General features: G+C 42.3%; 14 protein-coding genes. 6 read left to right on the top strand and 8 right to left on the bottom strand.

From position 1 onward, the window contains the following. Window positions 1-291 precede the first annotated feature (291 nt). A complete protein-coding gene (gene putP, locus JMY05_RS06485) occupies window positions 292-1,791 on the bottom strand; it encodes a sodium/proline symporter PutP (protein WP_045446819.1) in 1,500 nt (499 codons plus the stop codon). A gap of 483 nt (window positions 1,792-2,274) precedes the next feature. Further along, window positions 2,275-3,147: a LysR family transcriptional regulator gene (locus tag JMY05_RS06480; RefSeq protein WP_045446822.1), complete on the bottom strand. Its 873-nt coding sequence runs from the start codon at window positions 3,145-3,147 to the stop codon at window positions 2,275-2,277. A 487-nt stretch (window positions 3,148-3,634) separates the two neighbouring features. Between JMY05_RS06480 and leuC the strand changes: the two genes are divergently transcribed. The 6 genes from leuC to JMY05_RS06450 all read left to right on the top strand — a co-directional run bounded on the left by leuC (window position 3,635) and on the right by JMY05_RS06450 (window position 10,179). Continuing rightward, the gene (leuC, locus tag JMY05_RS06475) at window positions 3,635-5,053 is read left to right on the top strand and encodes a 3-isopropylmalate dehydratase large subunit (protein ID WP_055124342.1); all 1,419 of its coding nucleotides are present in this window, start codon (window positions 3,635-3,637) and stop codon (window positions 5,051-5,053) included. 25 nt (window positions 5,054-5,078) lie between these two features. Then, a complete protein-coding gene (locus JMY05_RS06470) occupies window positions 5,079-5,543 on the top strand; it encodes a hypothetical protein (RefSeq protein ID WP_045446825.1) in 465 nt (154 codons plus the stop codon). Between the two features lie 47 nt (window positions 5,544-5,590). Further along, window positions 5,591-6,241, top strand: coding sequence for a 3-isopropylmalate dehydratase small subunit (gene leuD, locus JMY05_RS06465; RefSeq protein WP_055124341.1), 651 nt, complete (start codon window positions 5,591-5,593; stop codon window positions 6,239-6,241). Window positions 6,242-6,382: 141 nt separating this feature from the next. Beyond that, on the top strand, window positions 6,383-7,144 hold the full coding sequence (locus JMY05_RS06460) for a hypothetical protein (protein WP_201614544.1): 762 nt from the start codon (window positions 6,383-6,385) through the stop codon (window positions 7,142-7,144). A gap of 301 nt (window positions 7,145-7,445) precedes the next feature. After that, a complete protein-coding gene (gene leuB, locus JMY05_RS06455) occupies window positions 7,446-8,549 on the top strand; it encodes a 3-isopropylmalate dehydrogenase (protein ID WP_055124339.1) in 1,104 nt (367 codons plus the stop codon). Window positions 8,550-8,982: 433 nt separating this feature from the next. Next, complete coding sequence (locus tag JMY05_RS06450) at window positions 8,983-10,179, top strand: L,D-transpeptidase family protein (protein ID WP_201614542.1); 1,197 nt, start codon at window positions 8,983-8,985, stop codon at window positions 10,177-10,179. Window positions 10,180-10,483: 304 nt separating this feature from the next. Here the strand turns inward: JMY05_RS06450 and infA are convergent, their stop codons facing one another. The 6 genes from infA to queA form a co-directional block, all read right to left on the bottom strand. Further along, window positions 10,484-10,705 (bottom strand): translation initiation factor IF-1, encoded by a 222-nt coding sequence (gene infA / locus JMY05_RS06445; RefSeq protein ID WP_045446828.1) that lies wholly within the window; start codon window positions 10,703-10,705, stop codon window positions 10,484-10,486. 121 nt (window positions 10,706-10,826) lie between these two features. Then, window positions 10,827-11,666 carry a tRNA pseudouridine(38-40) synthase TruA gene (gene truA, locus JMY05_RS06440; protein WP_045446831.1) on the bottom strand — a complete coding sequence of 280 codons (840 nt, stop codon included), beginning with the start codon at window positions 11,664-11,666 and terminating at the stop codon, window positions 10,827-10,829. 73 nt (window positions 11,667-11,739) lie between these two features. Further along, on the bottom strand, window positions 11,740-12,825 hold the full coding sequence (locus JMY05_RS06435) for an asparaginase (protein WP_045446931.1): 1,086 nt from the start codon (window positions 12,823-12,825) through the stop codon (window positions 11,740-11,742). A 177-nt stretch (window positions 12,826-13,002) separates the two neighbouring features. Then, window positions 13,003-14,631: a FimV/HubP family polar landmark protein gene (locus JMY05_RS06430; protein ID WP_201614540.1), complete on the bottom strand. Its 1,629-nt coding sequence runs from the start codon at window positions 14,629-14,631 to the stop codon at window positions 13,003-13,005. Window positions 14,632-14,682: 51 nt separating this feature from the next. Further along, window positions 14,683-16,437: a FimV family protein gene (locus tag JMY05_RS06425; protein WP_045446834.1), complete on the bottom strand. Its 1,755-nt coding sequence runs from the start codon at window positions 16,435-16,437 to the stop codon at window positions 14,683-14,685. Window positions 16,438-16,548: 111 nt separating this feature from the next. Next, window positions 16,549-17,751: a tRNA preQ1(34) S-adenosylmethionine ribosyltransferase-isomerase QueA gene (gene queA, locus JMY05_RS06420; RefSeq protein WP_045446837.1), complete on the bottom strand. Its 1,203-nt coding sequence runs from the start codon at window positions 17,749-17,751 to the stop codon at window positions 16,549-16,551. Between the last annotated feature and the right edge of the window lie 140 nt (window positions 17,752-17,891).

Raw genomic sequence — 17,891 nt, 5'->3', positions numbered from 1 at the left:
ATCTTTGATATTTGAGGTGCATTATAAATTTATTCAGTAGTATATCTTACACTAACAAGTTAGATGATTAATGACATAGCATAAGTGGCTACAAGCGTGATGATTGAGTGAAAAGTTAACACCTGAATTATGAAATGTTATAGCGCTATTAGCTAAGTATGAGATCTCTAATAGAAATAACCATAGCTTACTTATGTACCAATGTCCTAGGTATTATATTTAATAGTCATCAATAAAAAACCTCACCAATGATGGCGAGGTTTTTTTATAGTGATAATTATATCGATAAGCTTATTTATTTAAATTGAGTTCCATTTCTTTAAATTTCGCAGTAACAGAGGCTTTTGGACCGCCTGTCATGATACTTACCGCAAAAATGGCGATTGTACTTAAGATAAAGCCGGGAACGATAGCATATAACCAGCTATTGAGTGCCATGCCATTCATCTGGAAAGGACCGTAAATCCATAGGATAACCGTCAATGCACCGACCACCATACCAGCAACTGCACCGTTACGGTTCATACCGCGCCAGATTAGGCTGAAAATAACCAACGGTCCAAATGCTGCACCAAACCCTGCCCAAGCGTTAGAAACCAAATTCAATACTGAGCTTTCTGGATTAGACGCCAGTAAAATGGCAACAACGGCGACAATGATTACGGAAATGCGGCCGACCAATACTTGACGCGCCTCAGGTGCATCTTGATCAAAAAACAACTTATAGACATCTTTAGTCAATGAGCTTGATACTACCAATAGCTGTGATGAGATGGTACTCATAATCGCAGCTAAAATTGCAGCTAATAAGAAGCCTGAAACCAATGGATGGAATAAAAACTGCGTAAATACTAAAAAGATGGTCTCAGGATCATCTAAAGTCATCGCTGTCTTTTGCACATAAGCACGACCAGCAAAACCTGTCATCAGTGCCCCAATAAGGCTGACAATCATCCAGCTCATACCGATGTTACGGGCAGTAGGGACATCTTTGACTGAGCGAATGGCCATAAAACGTACAATAATGTGGGGCTGACCAAAATAACCCAAACCCCATGCCATTAATGACACAATACCAAGGATACTCATACCATTAGTAATGTTAAGCAAGCTTGGATCGATATTTCTAACCGCTTGCGTGGTGGCTGAAATACCACCCAGATCAGTGAAAGCGACGACAGGAACAATGACCATCGCAAATAGCATGATGATACCCTGTACAAAGTCAGTCATTGAAACGGCTAAGAAACCACCGAATAACGTATAAGCGACAACAACGCCAGCGGTGACCCATAGACCAGTGCTATAAGAAAGGTTGAGCGAGCTTTCGAAGAGTTTACCACCGCCTACTAGGCTTGCAGCAGTATAAACCGTGAAGAATAAAATGATAACCACGGCTGAGATAACACGCAGCATGTGCGACTTATCTTCAAAGCGGTTGGCGAAATAATCGGGTAGAGTGATGGCATTGTCAGCCACTTCGGTATAAACGCGAAGGCGAGGTGCCACGATAAGGTAGTTTAAAAATGCACCAAGTGTCAAACCAAGTGCGATCCATATACTCACGACACCGTCAGCATACATATAGCCGGGCAAGCCAAGTAGTAACCAACCTGACATATCTGATGCACCTGCCGATAGTGCAGTGACTGCTGGACCTAAACTGCGTCCTCCTAACATATAGCCTTCAGTATCATTGGCTTGCTTAAAGTAAGCGTAAATGCCAATACCAATCATCACTAAAAAATAGGCGCCAAGTGATACCAGCACGCCACTAGAAACTCCGTTCATATAAATTGTCCTTAACCAACATGGTTGGCGGTAATTATTTTAACTATAAAGATTAAGTGTTATAAGACGATGTCCCAAACAATATCTAAAGACGAAAAAAGCCATTAAGTAGGACATAATGGCTTTTATTCAATATCTGCTGTTAGTTTTATATGATTGATGCTGTTCTAGGGCTAATACGAATTCGCAGTGCTTAGAGATCAATAAGAATCTCATATTACATCATATCGATTGCTCGCATTTGCGACTCATTTATCAGTATCGGCCACCTATATCTATATAACCAATCATTTAAAACCATTAAACCTACTATTAATCATCATATATTACTCGAAGTGTTCAATATATGACTATCAGTGTTCTTATAGTAAATTTTTGTTATGAAAACAACGTCAAGTGTATTATAACGCATGAGGGTCGTAAATGCGAATAGCGTGCTTTTTGGATTCCATAGCACGCTCTAATCCTCATCAAGGGGGAATCTTATTCAATAGGCGCTAACAAGTCTAACAAAGCAGTAACGCTGCTAGATTGCGTCAATTTCGGATTGATAACCACACCCAAATAGCGTTGTAACTCTATATTGTCTGCCATATCGATACGTTCTAAATCTTGACTAATCATGGTTTGCGGTAATACAGACCATCCCAGACCAACAGAAACCAGCATGCGAATAGACTCAAGAGGATTGGTGCTCATCGTGGCATAGGGTTTCAGATTGTGCTTGGCGAATTCAGCCAAGGTAATTTGACTGGTAAAGGTGTTGGCAGACGGTAAAATAGCAGGATAGCGTGCCAATTGCTCTAGTGTCACATTAGATTTGGTCGCTAAAGGCGATAGCGTACCTGTCATAAAGTAAAGAGGGTCTGACCATAGCGTATGATAGGTCAAGCGCTTATCATAAACGGGCGGCAGTGTTAAAAATGCTAATGATAAATCGCCATCGAGTACGGCTTTGTGCGCTTTTTCTGAATCAACAAAATGTACTTCTAGTTGTACGGCAGGATAAGCCTGGATAAAATGCTTAAGTACAGGCGCTAAATGATGCAAGCCAATATGATGACTGGTGCCGATCACTAATTTACCAGATACGATATGCTGAGAGTGTTGCAGATTAATCTTAAAATTCTCATAATCTTCTAGCCAACGCTTGGCATGCGGCAGCATTTCATTGGCTGCTTGGGTCGGTACAATGCCGCGTCCCACCGTATCAAACAAAGTAATGTTGAATTCATCTTCCAAATTTTTGATGCGTTTACTGACGGCAGGCTGTGTGATAAACAGTTTTTCTGCGGCACCTGAGATGCTGCCAGTGTGCATAACGGTAACGAATGTCGTCAAGTTTGTGGTGTTCAAACGGATGTCCTTAGCTACTTTGCGAGCTATAAATAAAAGTTGGCTGACCCAATCACAATGTATTAGAAATAAAAGTTTGCGTCTGGGCAAAAATCATCAATTATTATTATAGGATTAGCCTGCTATAATCACAAGACATCAAGACGTATTGTGACATATTTATTCTATTAAATTGACTATTTTCAGCTCATCGCACGTTTTAAGCGCTGATAATGGTCATCAATGTAAAATCGCCAATATAAAAATATCGATTTTGATACAAGCGCCGCTGACGATGCCGCTGATAATAAAGTATCGCGACGTATAAAATTCAAAGAAAATTTTTACCATAGGCTATAGTCGAGTCAATTTAAAAGTAGTACAAGGCAACCGAGTGTAGATGTATATTTAATACTTCAAGCGAGGTTAACGCAGTAATACCTTTATAGTGGAATGACTATAAGCAAGTAAAAAAACCAGTAATTAGCAACCAATAAAGGATAGCAACATGGCAGGTCAAACGTTATATGACAAACTTTGGAATGCTCACGAAGTCACCAAGCGTGACGATGGTTCGAGCCTGATTTATATCGACCGCCATCTGTTGCATGAAGTGACCAGTCCGCAAGCATTTGAAGGCTTGGAGTTAGCCAATAGAGCACCGTGGCGCCTGTCGGCTAATATCGCCAGTCCTGACCATAACGTACCCACAGTCACTAAAGAGCGTTTAGAAGGCGTGCCTGGTATCAAGGACAAAGTATCACGCTTGCAGGTAGTGACATTGGATGAAAATTGCGCCAAATTTGATATCGCTGAGTTTACGATTAATGATGCTCGTCAAGGCATTTTACACGTCGTTGGCCCTGAGCAAGGTTTGGTGTTACCGGGTATGACAGTTGTTTGCGGTGATTCGCATACTGCTACTCATGGCGCGCTTGGCTGCTTAGCGCACGGTATCGGCACATCAGAGGTTGAGCATGTATTGGCAACGCAGTGTTTGATTCAAAAGAAATCAAAAAATATGCAAATTCGCGTCACTGGTAAACTTGGTGCTGGCGTGACTTCAAAAGACGTGGTACTTGCTATCATTGCAAAGATTGGCACGGCTGGTGGGACAGGGCATGCTATCGAATTTGCTGGGCAAGTATTTGAAGAGATGAGTATGGAAGGTCGCATGACCGTCTGTAACATGGCGATCGAAGCGGGTGCTCGCGTGGGTATGGTTGCGGTCGATGACACAACCATCGAGTACGTCAAAGGTCGTCCTTATGCGCCAACCTCTGAGCAATGGGCGCAAGCGGAAGCTTACTGGCGTACCTTATATTCAGATGATGACGCGGTATTTGATACTGTTGTTGAGTTGGATGGTAGCCAAATAGCACCACAAGTCTCTTGGGGAACCTCTCCTGAAATGGTTGTCGATATCACTCAATCTGTACCAACACCTGATCAAGCGGCAGATGAAGCACAAGAAGAAGGCTGGTTACGTGCTTATACCTATATGGGTTTAGACGCTGGGCAAAAGATTACGGATATCCAGCTTGATCGCATTTTTATTGGTTCATGTACCAATTCGCGTATCGAAGATTTGCGTGATGCCGCCGCAGTCATTAAAGGTCGTAAAGTCGCGGACAATATCAAAGAAGCCATCGTTGTGGCAGGTTCTGGGCAAGTGAAGTTGCAGGCTGAAGCAGAAGGCTTAGATGCCTTGTTTACTGCGGCTGGATTTGAGTGGCGTGAGCCGGGTTGTTCGATGTGTCTTGCTATGAATGCGGATAAGCTTGAGCCACAAGAACACTGCGCTTCAACGTCTAACCGTAACTTTGAAGGTCGTCAGGGCAATGGTGGTCGTACCCATTTGGTAAGCCCAGCAATGGCAGCTGCCGCCGCATTGGCGGGTCACTTTGTCGATGTAAGAACGTTTTAACTTTGCATTTCTATAGAGCATAAAAATGAAAATGCTGTTTGTTTTATTTTGCTTATTGGGTAGCTCTCAGCTAGCAATGGCTCGTGATTACTGTAATGGAAGATTTGCCTATTGTGTCGATGTTCCAAATCAATTGACATGGTTGCCTGAGGCAGATAATGGTGATGGTCGTCATTTTAAGTTACCCAATTCTAATGCCACTATTTTGGTCTTTGGGAGTAATACACCAACTGTTTTCTTTTATACCGATAGCGATTATCTAAAAGAGAAGCAGCATCGATATAAAACAGGCATGACAGTTACTTACGAGCGGTTAAAAGATAAAACCTATACAGCAAGCGGCTATAGAAAAGACGGTCAAGTTTTTTATCATGTTATTAAAGTTAAGGATGGTCAGGAAGCAGTATTACATCTGAATTATCCTGAAAGTGAAAAAACTAAAATGACCAGTATTGTTAAACAAATGGCACGCTCTTTTAAGATTCATTAGACCGTCAAAAAAATTTACGTTAGTAATCGATATTTTAAGGAAAAACCATGCAAGCTTATAACACTCAAACGGGTATCGTTTGCCCATTAGATCGCGCAAACGTCGATACCGATCAAATTATTGCAAAACAGTTTTTAAAGTCTATTAAACGCACAGGATTTGGCGTCAATTTGTTTGATGATTGGCGTTATCTTGACGAAGGATATCCGGGGCAGGACAATAGCACACGCGTTATCAATCCAGAATTTGTGCTAAATAAGCCGCGTTATCAAGGCGCGACTATTTTGCTGGCACGCCGCAACTTTGGCTGTGGCTCGAGCCGTGAGCATGCGCCTTGGGCGTTGTCTGAATATGGCTTTCGTACGGTAATCGCGCCAAGCTTTGCAGATATTTTTTATAACAATTGCTTTAAAAATGGCATGCTACCAATTGTCTTGGACGAGGCAATTGTAGATACATTAATGAAAGACACGCTTGCTAATGAAGGCTATGAGCTAACCGCAGATCTTGAACGCCAAGTCGTCGTCACCTCAACAGGTGAAGAATATGCATTTGACGTAGATGCGTTTCGCAAACACTGCTTGTTAAATGGCCTTGATGATATTGGTTTAACCTTGCAGCAAAGCGATGCCATTAAAGATTATGAGCATAAGATGATGCAAAAAACACCATGGATATTTAACGATGTACGAGCATAAATCATGAATCTGCAAGCCATTACTTATAAAACTGCCGAACAGTAATAATGTAACGTTGAGTTATGGCGGTGAACTGGCTAAAATGAAGGGTAGTTTTTTTACGATATTTTATTATTTCTCTCATAAATAGTAGCCGCCATTATGAATAAAAAACGTTATGCTTTATGGACAAGTACGGTTGTTGCCGCAAGCTTATTGTTGTCAGGCTGTCAGCTATTGACTGGGTATCAGAAAATAGATGAGGCAGAAAACGCCAAAGCATGGGCAGGCAAAATTCAACCGATTGCGGGTGAAGTCAATATTGCCTGTATAGGAACCTATCATTGTGAAATTGCACGGATAGATAAGACACGAGTGATAGGGGCTGATACGCATGAGCCTATCAATCCTGCCATGCTGGTCGCGATGAAAGATATGAGTGCAAAGGGCAAAAGTCATACCAGCAGTCATACTAACAATAAGCATGCACAAACATCAATGCACGCAAACATAGATATGACACCACTCGCTCATAAAAATGAGATTAAGATTGTACCTTTGTCTGCCTCAGGCATGCTGGGTCTAACCAATTATTATGCGCGGGTAAAACCTGCAAAACGCGAAGTACAGGTGAATTTCTATCCAGAAAACAATCTGGGCTATGTTGAGCGTTTTACTTTAATTCACGATTTTATTGACGCTGATACTTATCAATTACGGGCTTATCAGAAAAAGTCTAACGATAATTCTGGCAGTTTATTAGACACCGCTTCACCACAGCCGCTATGTGTTGATCTGTATCAAGGCAACACTGTACAGCGCCGATTTTGTAAAGAGCTGTCTGCTGAGCATCAAGGAGAGTTTGTAGAAACTCGTATCGTAAAAGCATTGCCTGCATCATCGAAAGTAAAAGCCAAAGCTTAAAGCCTATTTGAGTTTCAAAAATAGTAAATTGACTACGATTTTTTGTGCTATTGAAGGCACTAAAAATCGTTTTTAGGAAAATATCGTAAATTCGTAGTATTAGGGCATATCCTCAATTCAATCGACTATCCTCTAAATGAGTTAAAAATGGCTAAATTTTGCCAAACATCGTTAAATAGCTTATCAATATCTCGATATTATTTGCGCTACTTTCCTTGTTTGACGGCAATTTTTATCACCATTTTCAAAATGAGAACATGCCCCAACATAAATAAAAAACTACCTACCCACAAGGATTAGTATGGCAACGATTTTAACATTAGCGGGCGATGGTATCGGTCCCGAAATCATGACTCAAGCCATTGACGTACTGAATGCGGTCAATAAGAAATTTGCGTTAGATTTGACACTTGAGTCTGGATTGATTGGCGGTGTGGCCATTGACGCAACGGGTGAGCCTTTGCCAGATGAGACGCTAGACCGTGCCCGTGCAGCAGATGCGGTATTGTTAGGGGCGGTCGGTGGTCCTAAATGGGATGGTATTGAACGCAGCAAGCGCCCTGAACGTGGTTTACTTAAAATACGTGGTGAGCTTGGTTTGTTCGCTAATCTACGTGTGGCAAAGCTTTACCCACAGTTAGTCAATGCGTCTAGTATCAAACCTGAGATTATTTCAGGCTTGGATTTGCTTATCGTTCGTGAGTTGACTGGTGGTATCTATTTTGGTGAGCCACGTGGAATCCGCACACTAGAGAATGGTGAACAGCAAGGCTACAACACCATGGTCTATAGCACAAGCGAGATTCAGCGTATCGGCAAAGTTGCTTTTGAATTGGCAAAAACGCGTGCGCAAGCAGCAGGCACAGCAGCGAAAGTTTGCTCAGTGGACAAGGCAAACGTATTAGAAGTCACCGAGCTGTGGAAGCAAACGATGACCCAAATGCAGCAAGCAGATTATAGCGACGTGGCGTTATCGCACATGTATGCTGACAATGCCTGTATGCAATTGATCAAGAATCCTAAGCAGTTTGATGTCATGGTGACAGGCAATATGTTCGGTGATATCTTGTCTGATGAAGCTGCTATGCTCACTGGATCTATCGGTATGTTGCCATCAGCCAGTCTCGATGAAGCAGGCAAAGGGATGTATGAGCCGTGTCATGGTTCAGCGCCTGATATTGCTGGGCAGGACAAAGCCAACCCATTGGCGACTATTTTATCGGTTGCGATGATGCTGCGTTATACCTTTAAGCAAGAAGCAGCGGCACAAGCGATTGAGCAAGCAGTGAGTGATGTCCTTGATGACGGTTTGCGTACGCTTGATATCTTAGACAGTAGTGAAGCTGGATTGAAGCAAGTAGGGTGCCAAGAGATGGGTCAAGCAGTATTGGCTAAATTACTCTAGTCCCACTATAGTGATATGGATTAAATTTTCCCCTGTTTTATTTTGATAGGGGACAATTTTCATCTTTATCGTTCATCGTCGTTCTAAACCCATAGTTTGCTCAGCAAATTATGGGTTTTTTTTATGTTTATTTTAATCACTTTCTAGCGGTAACACACTAAACCAGATAGTTGTAAAAAAGTACTTGTTTTAACACAGACACCGCAGGACAAGGGCTTTATTAACATAAAGCTGTTATATGCTCACAAGGTAATATGACACTATTAACAGCTTACAAACCACTAGAATCGCAGACTTTCACGTTAGAAGAGAGCTGATGAAAAGGTGTTTGAGTAAAGTTGGTTATGAAGGCGTTACAACTCAAAATAACAAGCCTTGATGACAACATAACAAAATAAAATTTATTATTTTTATAAAAAATTAGGAGCATGAGGTGTATCAATTAAAAAAAATCAGCACAGCAGTAGCGATGATCGGTTTTTCTACGGCAGTTTTCATGGGGCAGAGCGTTGCAGCACCACTGGATAGTGTAAATGCTAACAATCAAGCACTGATCAATAACTCTGACAACCAAGCACCGACCAATAACGATGAAGCCAGTATTAGCAAAAATAATGCTAATAAGGCGAATGCTGCTGAAGAGGTCAGCCCCGTGACCAATGGCATTAGCCAAAAGCTAGTACGTGATAGCAAAACCGCAAATGCTTCGAACAAATTTTTACCTACTATCAAGTATACGACAGACAATTTATCAGTTGCTGCGCAAAAGGTGAATAATGCCACTTGGAAAGAGGGGATGAATATCGACCGTATCATCGGTACTAAATTGCAAGCCTTATTAAATTGGCATCACAATGGTGTAGGCCCTGTTGATGGTTATTGGGGCAAAAATACCCGCAAGGCCATGCAAGCGTTTCAACAAGCAAATGATTTGGCAGTCACTGACACGCTAAACAACGAAACATGGCAAGCGCTGACAAAGAATGAAAAACTCACGGTGCAGCCAGTGCTAGTCAGCTATCAGATAACTGATGCGGATGTTAATATTAAAATGACAGAAATACCAGTTGGTGCTGAAGCCAAATCCAAACTTGAGGGATTGTATTACGAGAGCATCACGGAAGGGCTAGCAGAAAAATTCCATATTAGTGAAAGCTATCTCAAAGCGTTAAACCCTAAGGCTAGCTTTACGGCGGGTGAAACCATCACAGTCTATAATCCGGGCAATCCAAATACCAAGCCTGTCAGTCGAGTCGTTGCTGATAAAGCCACTGAAACGCTATATGCCTATGATGATAAAGACAACTTAGTTGCCAGCTACCCGACCACAGTAGGTAGTACGGCAACACCGTCACCAACAGGGACACATACGGTAGAGGTGAAGGTGCATGAGCCTAATTATACTTATACTGCTAAAGACGGTAGCAAGTCTATTCTTCCACCTGGCCCTAATAATCCAGTGGGCTCGGTATGGATTGGGCTTAGTAAGCCTTCTTATGGTATTCATGGCTCACCAGATCCTGACCGCATCAGCCGTCAAGCCTCAGCGGGTTGTATACGCCTGACAAATTGGGATGCACTTGCTTTGCTAGGGGTGATTCAAAACGGTGCGACTGTTGAGTTTAAATAGTGCCTCACTACTTCTTAATCATGCTACTTATTAATCATGATTTAAAAATTTGAAAGTAAGTCAACTCATAAAATTTAGACAAAAAAATACCGCTGAAATTTAGCGGTATTTTTTATGATAAAAACAAATAACTAAGACTGAATAACTAAAATATTGATAGGCAATAATGAGCAGGTTAGCATTTTCATTATTATTATCAGTTAAACCACCCAAGCGTCTATATCAGCTATCAGCGAAAAGAAGCCATTTAGCAACCAGCTGTATTTATATAAATGCTTTTATAACCATTTTAGTGTATAAGAAATTAGTTTTTGCCACGATAAGTAATACGACCTTTTGATAGGTCATAAGGTGTCATTTCGACCTTAACTTTATCACCTGTCAAGATACGGATATAATGCTTACGCATCTTACCTGAGATATGAGCAATGATTTCGTGTCCGTTTTCTAAACGAACTCTAAACAGGGTATTCGGAAGGGTGTCAATGACTTCGCCTTCAAATTCAATAATATCGTCTTTTGCCATAGTTGGTATCAATCAATTAAAAATAAGCCCATATTATACGTAAGTTAGCGGATTAAAGCAATACAGCACTAGGTTTTTACTTGACAGCCTGTAACCGTTATGTATGCCAACTTCTATTTATTCAGTCAGGTAAATTTAGCCAAATAGGGGTTAAAGGAGCATTTGGCAGTCGTTGTTGAAAATGCTCAGGATAGTAAGCATTGATAAAGTATAGACCATCACCAGAGGCAGTAGGCGGTGCGATAGTACGATCTTTTTTGGCTAAAATATCTAAAAAGGCTTCTGGCTGCAATTCGTGTCGACCGATGGCATACAAGGTACCCATTAAGTTACGAACCATATGATGCAAAAATCCATCTGCTTGAATATCAAAAACAATAAACTGACCATGGGCAAAGAGTCTTGCGTGACTGACTGAGCGTACCGGCTGATTAGACTGGCAAGCAGCGGCGCGGTAGCTACTAAAATCGTGAGTACCGACGATCTCAGCCGCCGCCAGTTGCATCGCTGCTAAATCGAGCGGTTCATAGATATGAGTGACTTGGTGATTCAAAATAGCAGGGCGCTGTGCTTGATTCAGCGTGATGTAGCGATAGCGACGGGCAATGGCACCAAAACGCGCATGAAAGTCGTCAGGCATTGGTTGAATCCACCGCAGGGCGATATCATCAGGCAATAGACTGTTTACTCCGCGCAGCCAGTTATGAGTAGGACGATAGGCACGTGTCGTAAAGTGGGCAATCATATTGCTGGCATGGACGCTTGCATCGGTACGACCAGCCGCGACGACCTCTACCGCCTCATTTGCAACTTTACCGATAGCGGTTTCTAACGCTTCTTGTACGCCTAATACTTCTCGTTGTCGCTGCCAGCCATGATAGCGCGTCCCCAAAAACTCAATTGCAATGGCTAATGTATAGGTTGTGGGCGTTTCAGCTTTGCTGCTGTTAATCTCGGACATGTTAATCTCGGACATGATTGGTATTGAATATTTTCGTATTGGCGCTTATAAAGTGAATATATTTAACGATAGTCTAACGTTTTTTGATAGTGATGCCCGCCTGATTGACATTGTTCAACCAACGTTGTCTGCGCCGAGTGGGATTGTCATAACGCAGCAATAGCCATAATAATCGTGCATAGATAGCGGGAATCGTTAAGCGTCCGCCAGCAATCACATGATACTCATATTGCCAACTACCAGCCGCATAGCTGTCACTGACACCGCCAAATGGAGATTGGCTAGCGCATATCACCATGTGGCCGTTTTTATAAGCAAGCTCTAGTGCCTCTGCTAGCGCTTGCGAATAAGGAACATTACCTGCGCCAAATCCTAATAGGATAATGCCACATGGCGGCTGTGATAATAATGCCTGTAGCTGGCTAGTCATTACCTCAGTGTCGTTTGGCAAGCAATATAAAGCATGAATGCGTGCTTGCTCAGCTCGAGATTCGATATGGTCAATCATTGCTTGCTGATCATCGAGCCAATGCTGGCGGAGGGTATCCGGTAAGTTTTTGATATAACTATTGGCAGGATAGGCGGCTCTGGAGTGACCCGTAAATGCCATCAAATCATGGCTATGAATTTTTTGTACCGTTTGCGCAGGCCAAGACTCACCGCCAAAAGCAATCTTCACACCCGACTCACCAGCAGCAGCCAGTTTTAATGAATCGCTGAGGTTATCCCATGCGTCGCTATGGTCATCGATATCATAGGAATGTATCACCTCGCTGTCTAACAGTGGGCGCATACTACCAGTGACGACTATACAAATATCACTGCCAGCAAACGCTTCTGCTAAAAACGCACCCAAATAACTCAAAGTATCTGTACCAGTGATGAGCACAAAACGCCTGTCGCCTTGTGCATAGGCTGCTAGCAAAAGCTGATAAAAATGTACAAAGTCGTTAGGGGTAAGTTGGCTACTGTCTTTAATTAAGGCATTATCCAGCCATGAGATTTGAGGCAAGTGGTTAGCGTTATCTTGGTCAGTCAATAGCTTTTGTAAAGTCGGTAAGAATATTTCTGCTGATAACGGTGCTAAGGGTCGTCCATAGCTACCAAAAGTACCGCCAGCATAAATGAGTTGGACAGGATTGGATAATGTATTTGTCATAGCAGAAAATGGCATAGTATGAGCCGTAATAAAGAAGTATGTGATAAAAAAGAGAGTTTAAGGTTGGATGCTAATAGCGCTTAGTAATAATAAATAGTATAAAGGTTAAATGCAAAAAAAATCAGCAAGTATTCTTAGTGTTATAGAATACTTGCTGACAAAAGAACGATGGGGCTTTTACGCAGTACGATCTAGTAATACTTTTGCTTGGTTCTGTTGCTCGCTAGTGCCCTGAATTGATACCTCATTCAATAAGCGTTTGGCACTGTCGTATTCACCCAATTGTAAATATTGGCCTGCCAAATCTAGCGTAACTTGAGTGCTATCTAATGATTTGACAAAGTCAAAGTCAGCCGCAAAGCGCGAGGAGAAGTCTTCTGCTGTTTCAGCAGCATCTTCGGCGGTAAGGGTAGACTCGTCCTCAATTGGAGCAACTGGGCTGAGTGCTGTTGAAGAGTGAGTATCGAATTCATTGTCTAATAAAGAGTTATCATCGAATAGCAACGGGGCTGTCGGTGTAACACTAGATTCTTCAGCAAGAGCATATTCTGAATCATTATTATCAAGCGATTGTGCTTCGAGATTAATATTTTCAAAGCCTTCAGTTTCAAAGCTCTCAGTTTCAAAACGATCTTCTTCAATAATGAAGTTATCAGTATCACTATTTTCTTCAAGTACAGGCGCTTCGCTTTCTGTTAATGTTTCTATGTTGTTTGGTGCATCGAGACTGTCTAAAGACAAAGTGAAATCATTTTCTTCGTCATTTTGGACAGTGTTGATAGACAATGCTTCAGCAGTTTCGTCAACACCTTTATCGACATCAGTTGCTAGATCATCAAAGTCTAAAATGAACGCGTCATCTTCTAGCGTCATTTCATCGTTGATACTATCAGGGCGGTCTGGAATGACAGAATCCGTTGCCTGCGCATCAGTTTCTTCAGATGAATCAAAGCTGAAGTCAAAATCACTAAGATCACTAAGATCATTATCTTCTGCGGACACCGCGACATCATTATCAGTTCTGTCGATATTGGCAGTGTTCAGGCTTTCATCGTCCATCATCTCTAATGGTGATGTGACTGGCGCCGTATCAGTCGCCTCAGATGCGCTAATATTACTCTCTAAATCACTCAGCGTAAGATCAAAGTTATCTTCTACATTGTCGCTAGTAAGACTGGACTCATAAGATGTGTTTGTTACTGCCGAATTAGACATGCTGTCATCTATCAGCGTACTACGGTTGTCTTCAGAGGTTGCTGGCTGATCAGATAGCGCGTTCTTACTATCAATTTGATTAATCGGTAAGTCAAAATCTATGCTTTCAAAATGGCTATTATCTTCTACGGGTGCCTCTTTTGCTGCGACTTGATTCTGCTCTTCCGAAAATAAAGCTTTTAACTCATCAGCTAGCGCAAGACTTTTTGAGTCGTTTTGCGTCTTGATGGCATCATAAACTTTGTTAAAGTTCTCTGGCTGATTAATAGTCGCGTAAATGCTGAGTAATTTAACAGATAATTGACCATCATTCGGTTTTTCGCTTAGGCCGCGACTGAGGGTTTCAATAGCTTTGTCATAACGCTGTTGATCCATGAAGCGCTGGGCAATCGTAATATGATCAAACTTATTGTCATCATCTTTGTGGCTTTGGGCAGGAGTTTTGTGATCCGTTTTTGGCATCGCAGCTGGCGTAGCGGTACTCATGCCCGGCTGCGCTGAGGGCTTTTGCGCTTTCTTTTTGTACAATAGTAAACCGGCTACTATTAGAATAAGTACCAATCCGGCGATGATATATAGCATATTGTCCATAGTTACTCCCACGCCTATGATCACAGCACACTGCGTTGATCAGTTAGGCAATTATTGATTGCGTAATTTTTTGAGACGAGCTTGGAGCTCAGCCAGTTTTTGGTTTTGTAATTGAATTTTTCTTGTATAGCTATCAAGTGCACTGCTGGTTTTTGACAGCTGCTGAGCTTGAGCTGCTGTACTTTGCCTTGAGGCCTTGAGCGTGGCTAATATATCTGTGCTGAGACCATTGCCTGTTGCCGCTGCTGATGTTGCTTGGGTGCCATCTGCGTTGCCATTACGGCCAGGTGCGAGCACTGAAAATTGTGCTTTTGGCAGCGTTTGTGTTTTAGTAATCATGGGTTTTTTACGCTGTTTAGCGACTTGATTTGTTTCAGACGGTTTTTTAGAGGGTGCTTTTGCGGCCTTTTTTACCACAGGTGTGTTTGCTCTGCGGCTATATTGTCTTTGCGCCTCAATCGCCGCTTCTAGTTTTTGTTGTGATGGTACAACATCGTAACTGGGCAAGCTAAGCTTGGCATCTGCTTTGAGTTGACCCGCGTCTTTATTAATAAAGGCATCAGGGTTTTGCGTCTGAATCTGCTTCATTACTGTTTGAATGTCTAAGTCATTTTCTTGCGCAATTTGCTGTGCAATAACCCATAGACTATCATTGCGCTGTACTTGATATTGGGACGCAGTAGTAGTGCTGGCAGCCGTACTGATAGAGGCGTTGTTGGTGACACTAGATGGGACAGTGGCGACAGCCGTATTGCTGGTGCCAAGACTGGCTTTTGGTGTACTTGCTTTGTTGTCACTCGGCGTTGGCATAATAGGAGAAGCAGTCATCATGCCAGCTTCTGATTTGCTACTCGGCTGTATCTGGCGAGTGACTTGAATATTCAGAATATCGAGCTGTTTATCAGTGATAGTTGTCGCTGATAGACTATTATCTATTGGCATGGTCTTGTTATTGACTAGGGCTGTATCATTCGCTACATTCTTAGCAGAATTGAGGTCGATATTGCTGTTACCCATTGTGGTAACGTTGCCATTTGCACTCAAGCGACCATTGTCTAATCGACTGGTTGGATTACGAGCATTGTCGTTAGCGTTAAGAGTAGTGTTAACGTTGTTTAAACGACCGTTATCTAGCCGGCTAGGCGCATAAGCAAGATTGTTGCCTTGCGAGGTAGGAGTCGTTGTAGGTGCTTGGATATTAGGTGCTGGCAATTTAGACGCCACCAACTCGCTCGTTGACGAGTGAGTAGTCGCTAGTATGGGCGATAATGTTAATGGCGGCGGTGCACCTTCTCTAACAGTCAACGGTTTAGCCGTATTAGAGGACACACTGGGTAGATTCGGTTTTTTTGCGCCAGTAACGATATTTTTAGGCGTGTCAATGGGCAAACGGCTATTGAGCGGCATCAACAATGTCTTGGGAATGACGTTGCGTTGACCCTTATCATTTATGTTCAAAACCACATCAGCAAAAGGTGTAGATACAGGTTGTGAAGTAGTAATAAATACTTGACCGCTGGTCGCTGAGGTAGGTTTAAAGCGTACGGTCATCGAATCAGTTTGGGCTAAGCCCATTTGCTGATAAATAGTAGAGTTTGCCAAACTTGCTGAAAAGTCAGCGGCTCGAATATCACTGACCACAATGCTCGCAGCTAGCGGCTCATGCTGGGCAGAGGTCACAACAGTCTTGCCAATCGTTGCAGCTTGTGCACTCGATACGAGAGCCGCATAGCCTACGGAACAAAGTAGTGCCATCGAGACCGCGCGATGTACCGTAGTCAACCGATGAGATAAATGACAAGACATGTGCAGACCTTTAAGATATAAGTTATCTGTGCTGTTATAACAAAATACCATTTAGTTTACCAGTTTATTTCACAACTGTTGTGGACAATACAAAAAATGTTTAAGTATTGTTCAATACGGCTTTCTGTCGAGCAGCATTGCATCGCCATAACTAAAGAAGCGATAGTGTTCTTTAATCGCATGTTGATAAGCATGCTCAATGGCATCTTTACCCGAAAATGCCGACACCAGCATTAATAACGTTGATTTGGGTAAATGGAAATTGGTCAATAGTCGATCTATCACACCAAACTTAAACCCTGGGTAAATGAATATATCGGTATCACCTGACCAGCTGGAGAGAGGCTGCCCATTAACGGCTGTTTTTTGATATGCCGTTTCGAGCACGCGTGTGACCGTGGTGCCAATAGCGATGACTTGTTTACCATTCGCATGGGTTTGGTTGATGAGCTCAGCGGTTGCTTGTGGTAAATGTGCATATTCACTATGCATGGTGTGATTGAGCAGGTTGTCCGTTTTTACTGGCGCAAATGTACCAGCGCCAACGTGTAAAGTCACAAAAGCCGTACGAATACCTTTTGCCGCAAGTTTGCTCAGTACCGATTCATCAAAGTGTAAGCTTGCAGTCGGTGCAGCCACACTCGCAAGCTTGGTTGGATCATGAAAGACCGTTTGATAACGAGTATTGTCTGTCTCATCCGCATGGCGTTCAAAGTAGGGGGGAATAGGCAGCTCACCATAAAGCTCTAAATGCGGCAAGATCGGCGCATCAAACGCTAAAATAAATAAGTTGTCTTGACGACCAATCATCACCGCCTTCATATGACCGTCAGCAAGCTGCAAGTGTTGTCCAAGTTTGAGCGCTTTACTGGCTTTAACATGGCAAAGTGCAATATGTTCTTGATTCACGGCTTTGTCATTTGCAGCCTCTACATATAAAGTCGCTGTCTCTAAATCTGAGATATCAACCAAACGTTCAATCAATACTTCAAGCTTACCGCCAGTATCCTTTTGTCCAAAAAGACGTGCTTTCATCACCTTTGTATCATTAAATACAATCAAATCACCCTCATTTAATAACTCAGGTAACTCAGTGAATAAGCGATCTTCTACAAGCGCAGGGTCTTTTTGATTATTGGCGGGCAAATACAAAAGTTTTGAGGCAGAACGCTGTGAGAGAGGATAGCGTGCAATCAGGCTATCTGGCAGCTCATAATCATAGTCATCGACGCTCAAATAATTCAAATCATTGTTGTTTTTTTCGGCATCAATTGAGGCGGCAGTAGTAGAATCTACAGTGTGAAAATCGGTCATAATTAATCTTTAAATGAATGTAAATTTTGGCGTAATTGTAGCAGAAACGATGTCATGAAAGGACAGTTTAGTAACGACTCATGCGCACAAAACGGTTTGTATATTAAATAGCCTAAACCATTAATTGTTAGAATGAATAA

The organism is Psychrobacter sp. JCM 18902, from assembly GCF_904846615.1.
Lineage (GTDB): Bacteria > Pseudomonadota > Gammaproteobacteria > Pseudomonadales > Moraxellaceae > Psychrobacter.
The sequence above is the reverse complement of the archived record's forward strand: the minus strand, read 5'-3'. Positions and strand labels throughout refer to the sequence as shown.

Coding starts and splice junctions, on each gene's coding strand:
- JMY05_RS06460 (WP_201614544.1), top strand. CDS start 6,383: ATGAATAAAAAACGTTATGCTTTATGGACAAGTACGGTTGTTGCCGCA.
- infA (WP_045446828.1), bottom strand. CDS start 10,705: ATGGCAAAAGACGATATTATTGAATTTGAAGGCGAAGTCATTGACACC.
- truA (WP_045446831.1), bottom strand. CDS start 11,666: ATGTCCGAGATTAACAGCAGCAAAGCTGAAACGCCCACAACCTATACA.
- JMY05_RS06425 (WP_045446834.1), bottom strand. CDS start 16,437: ATGTCTTGTCATTTATCTCATCGGTTGACTACGGTACATCGCGCGGTC.
- queA (WP_045446837.1), bottom strand. CDS start 17,751: ATGACCGATTTTCACACTGTAGATTCTACTACTGCCGCCTCAATTGAT.
- putP (WP_045446819.1), bottom strand. CDS start 1,791: ATGAACGGAGTTTCTAGTGGCGTGCTGGTATCACTTGGCGCCTATTTT.
- leuB (WP_055124339.1), top strand. CDS start 7,446: ATGGCAACGATTTTAACATTAGCGGGCGATGGTATCGGTCCCGAAATC.
- leuC (WP_055124342.1), top strand. CDS start 3,635: ATGGCAGGTCAAACGTTATATGACAAACTTTGGAATGCTCACGAAGTC.
- JMY05_RS06470 (WP_045446825.1), top strand. CDS start 5,079: ATGAAAATGCTGTTTGTTTTATTTTGCTTATTGGGTAGCTCTCAGCTA.
- JMY05_RS06435 (WP_045446931.1), bottom strand. CDS start 12,825: ATGACAAATACATTATCCAATCCTGTCCAACTCATTTATGCTGGCGGT.
- leuD (WP_055124341.1), top strand. CDS start 5,591: ATGCAAGCTTATAACACTCAAACGGGTATCGTTTGCCCATTAGATCGC.
- JMY05_RS06430 (WP_201614540.1), bottom strand. CDS start 14,631: ATGGACAATATGCTATATATCATCGCCGGATTGGTACTTATTCTAATA.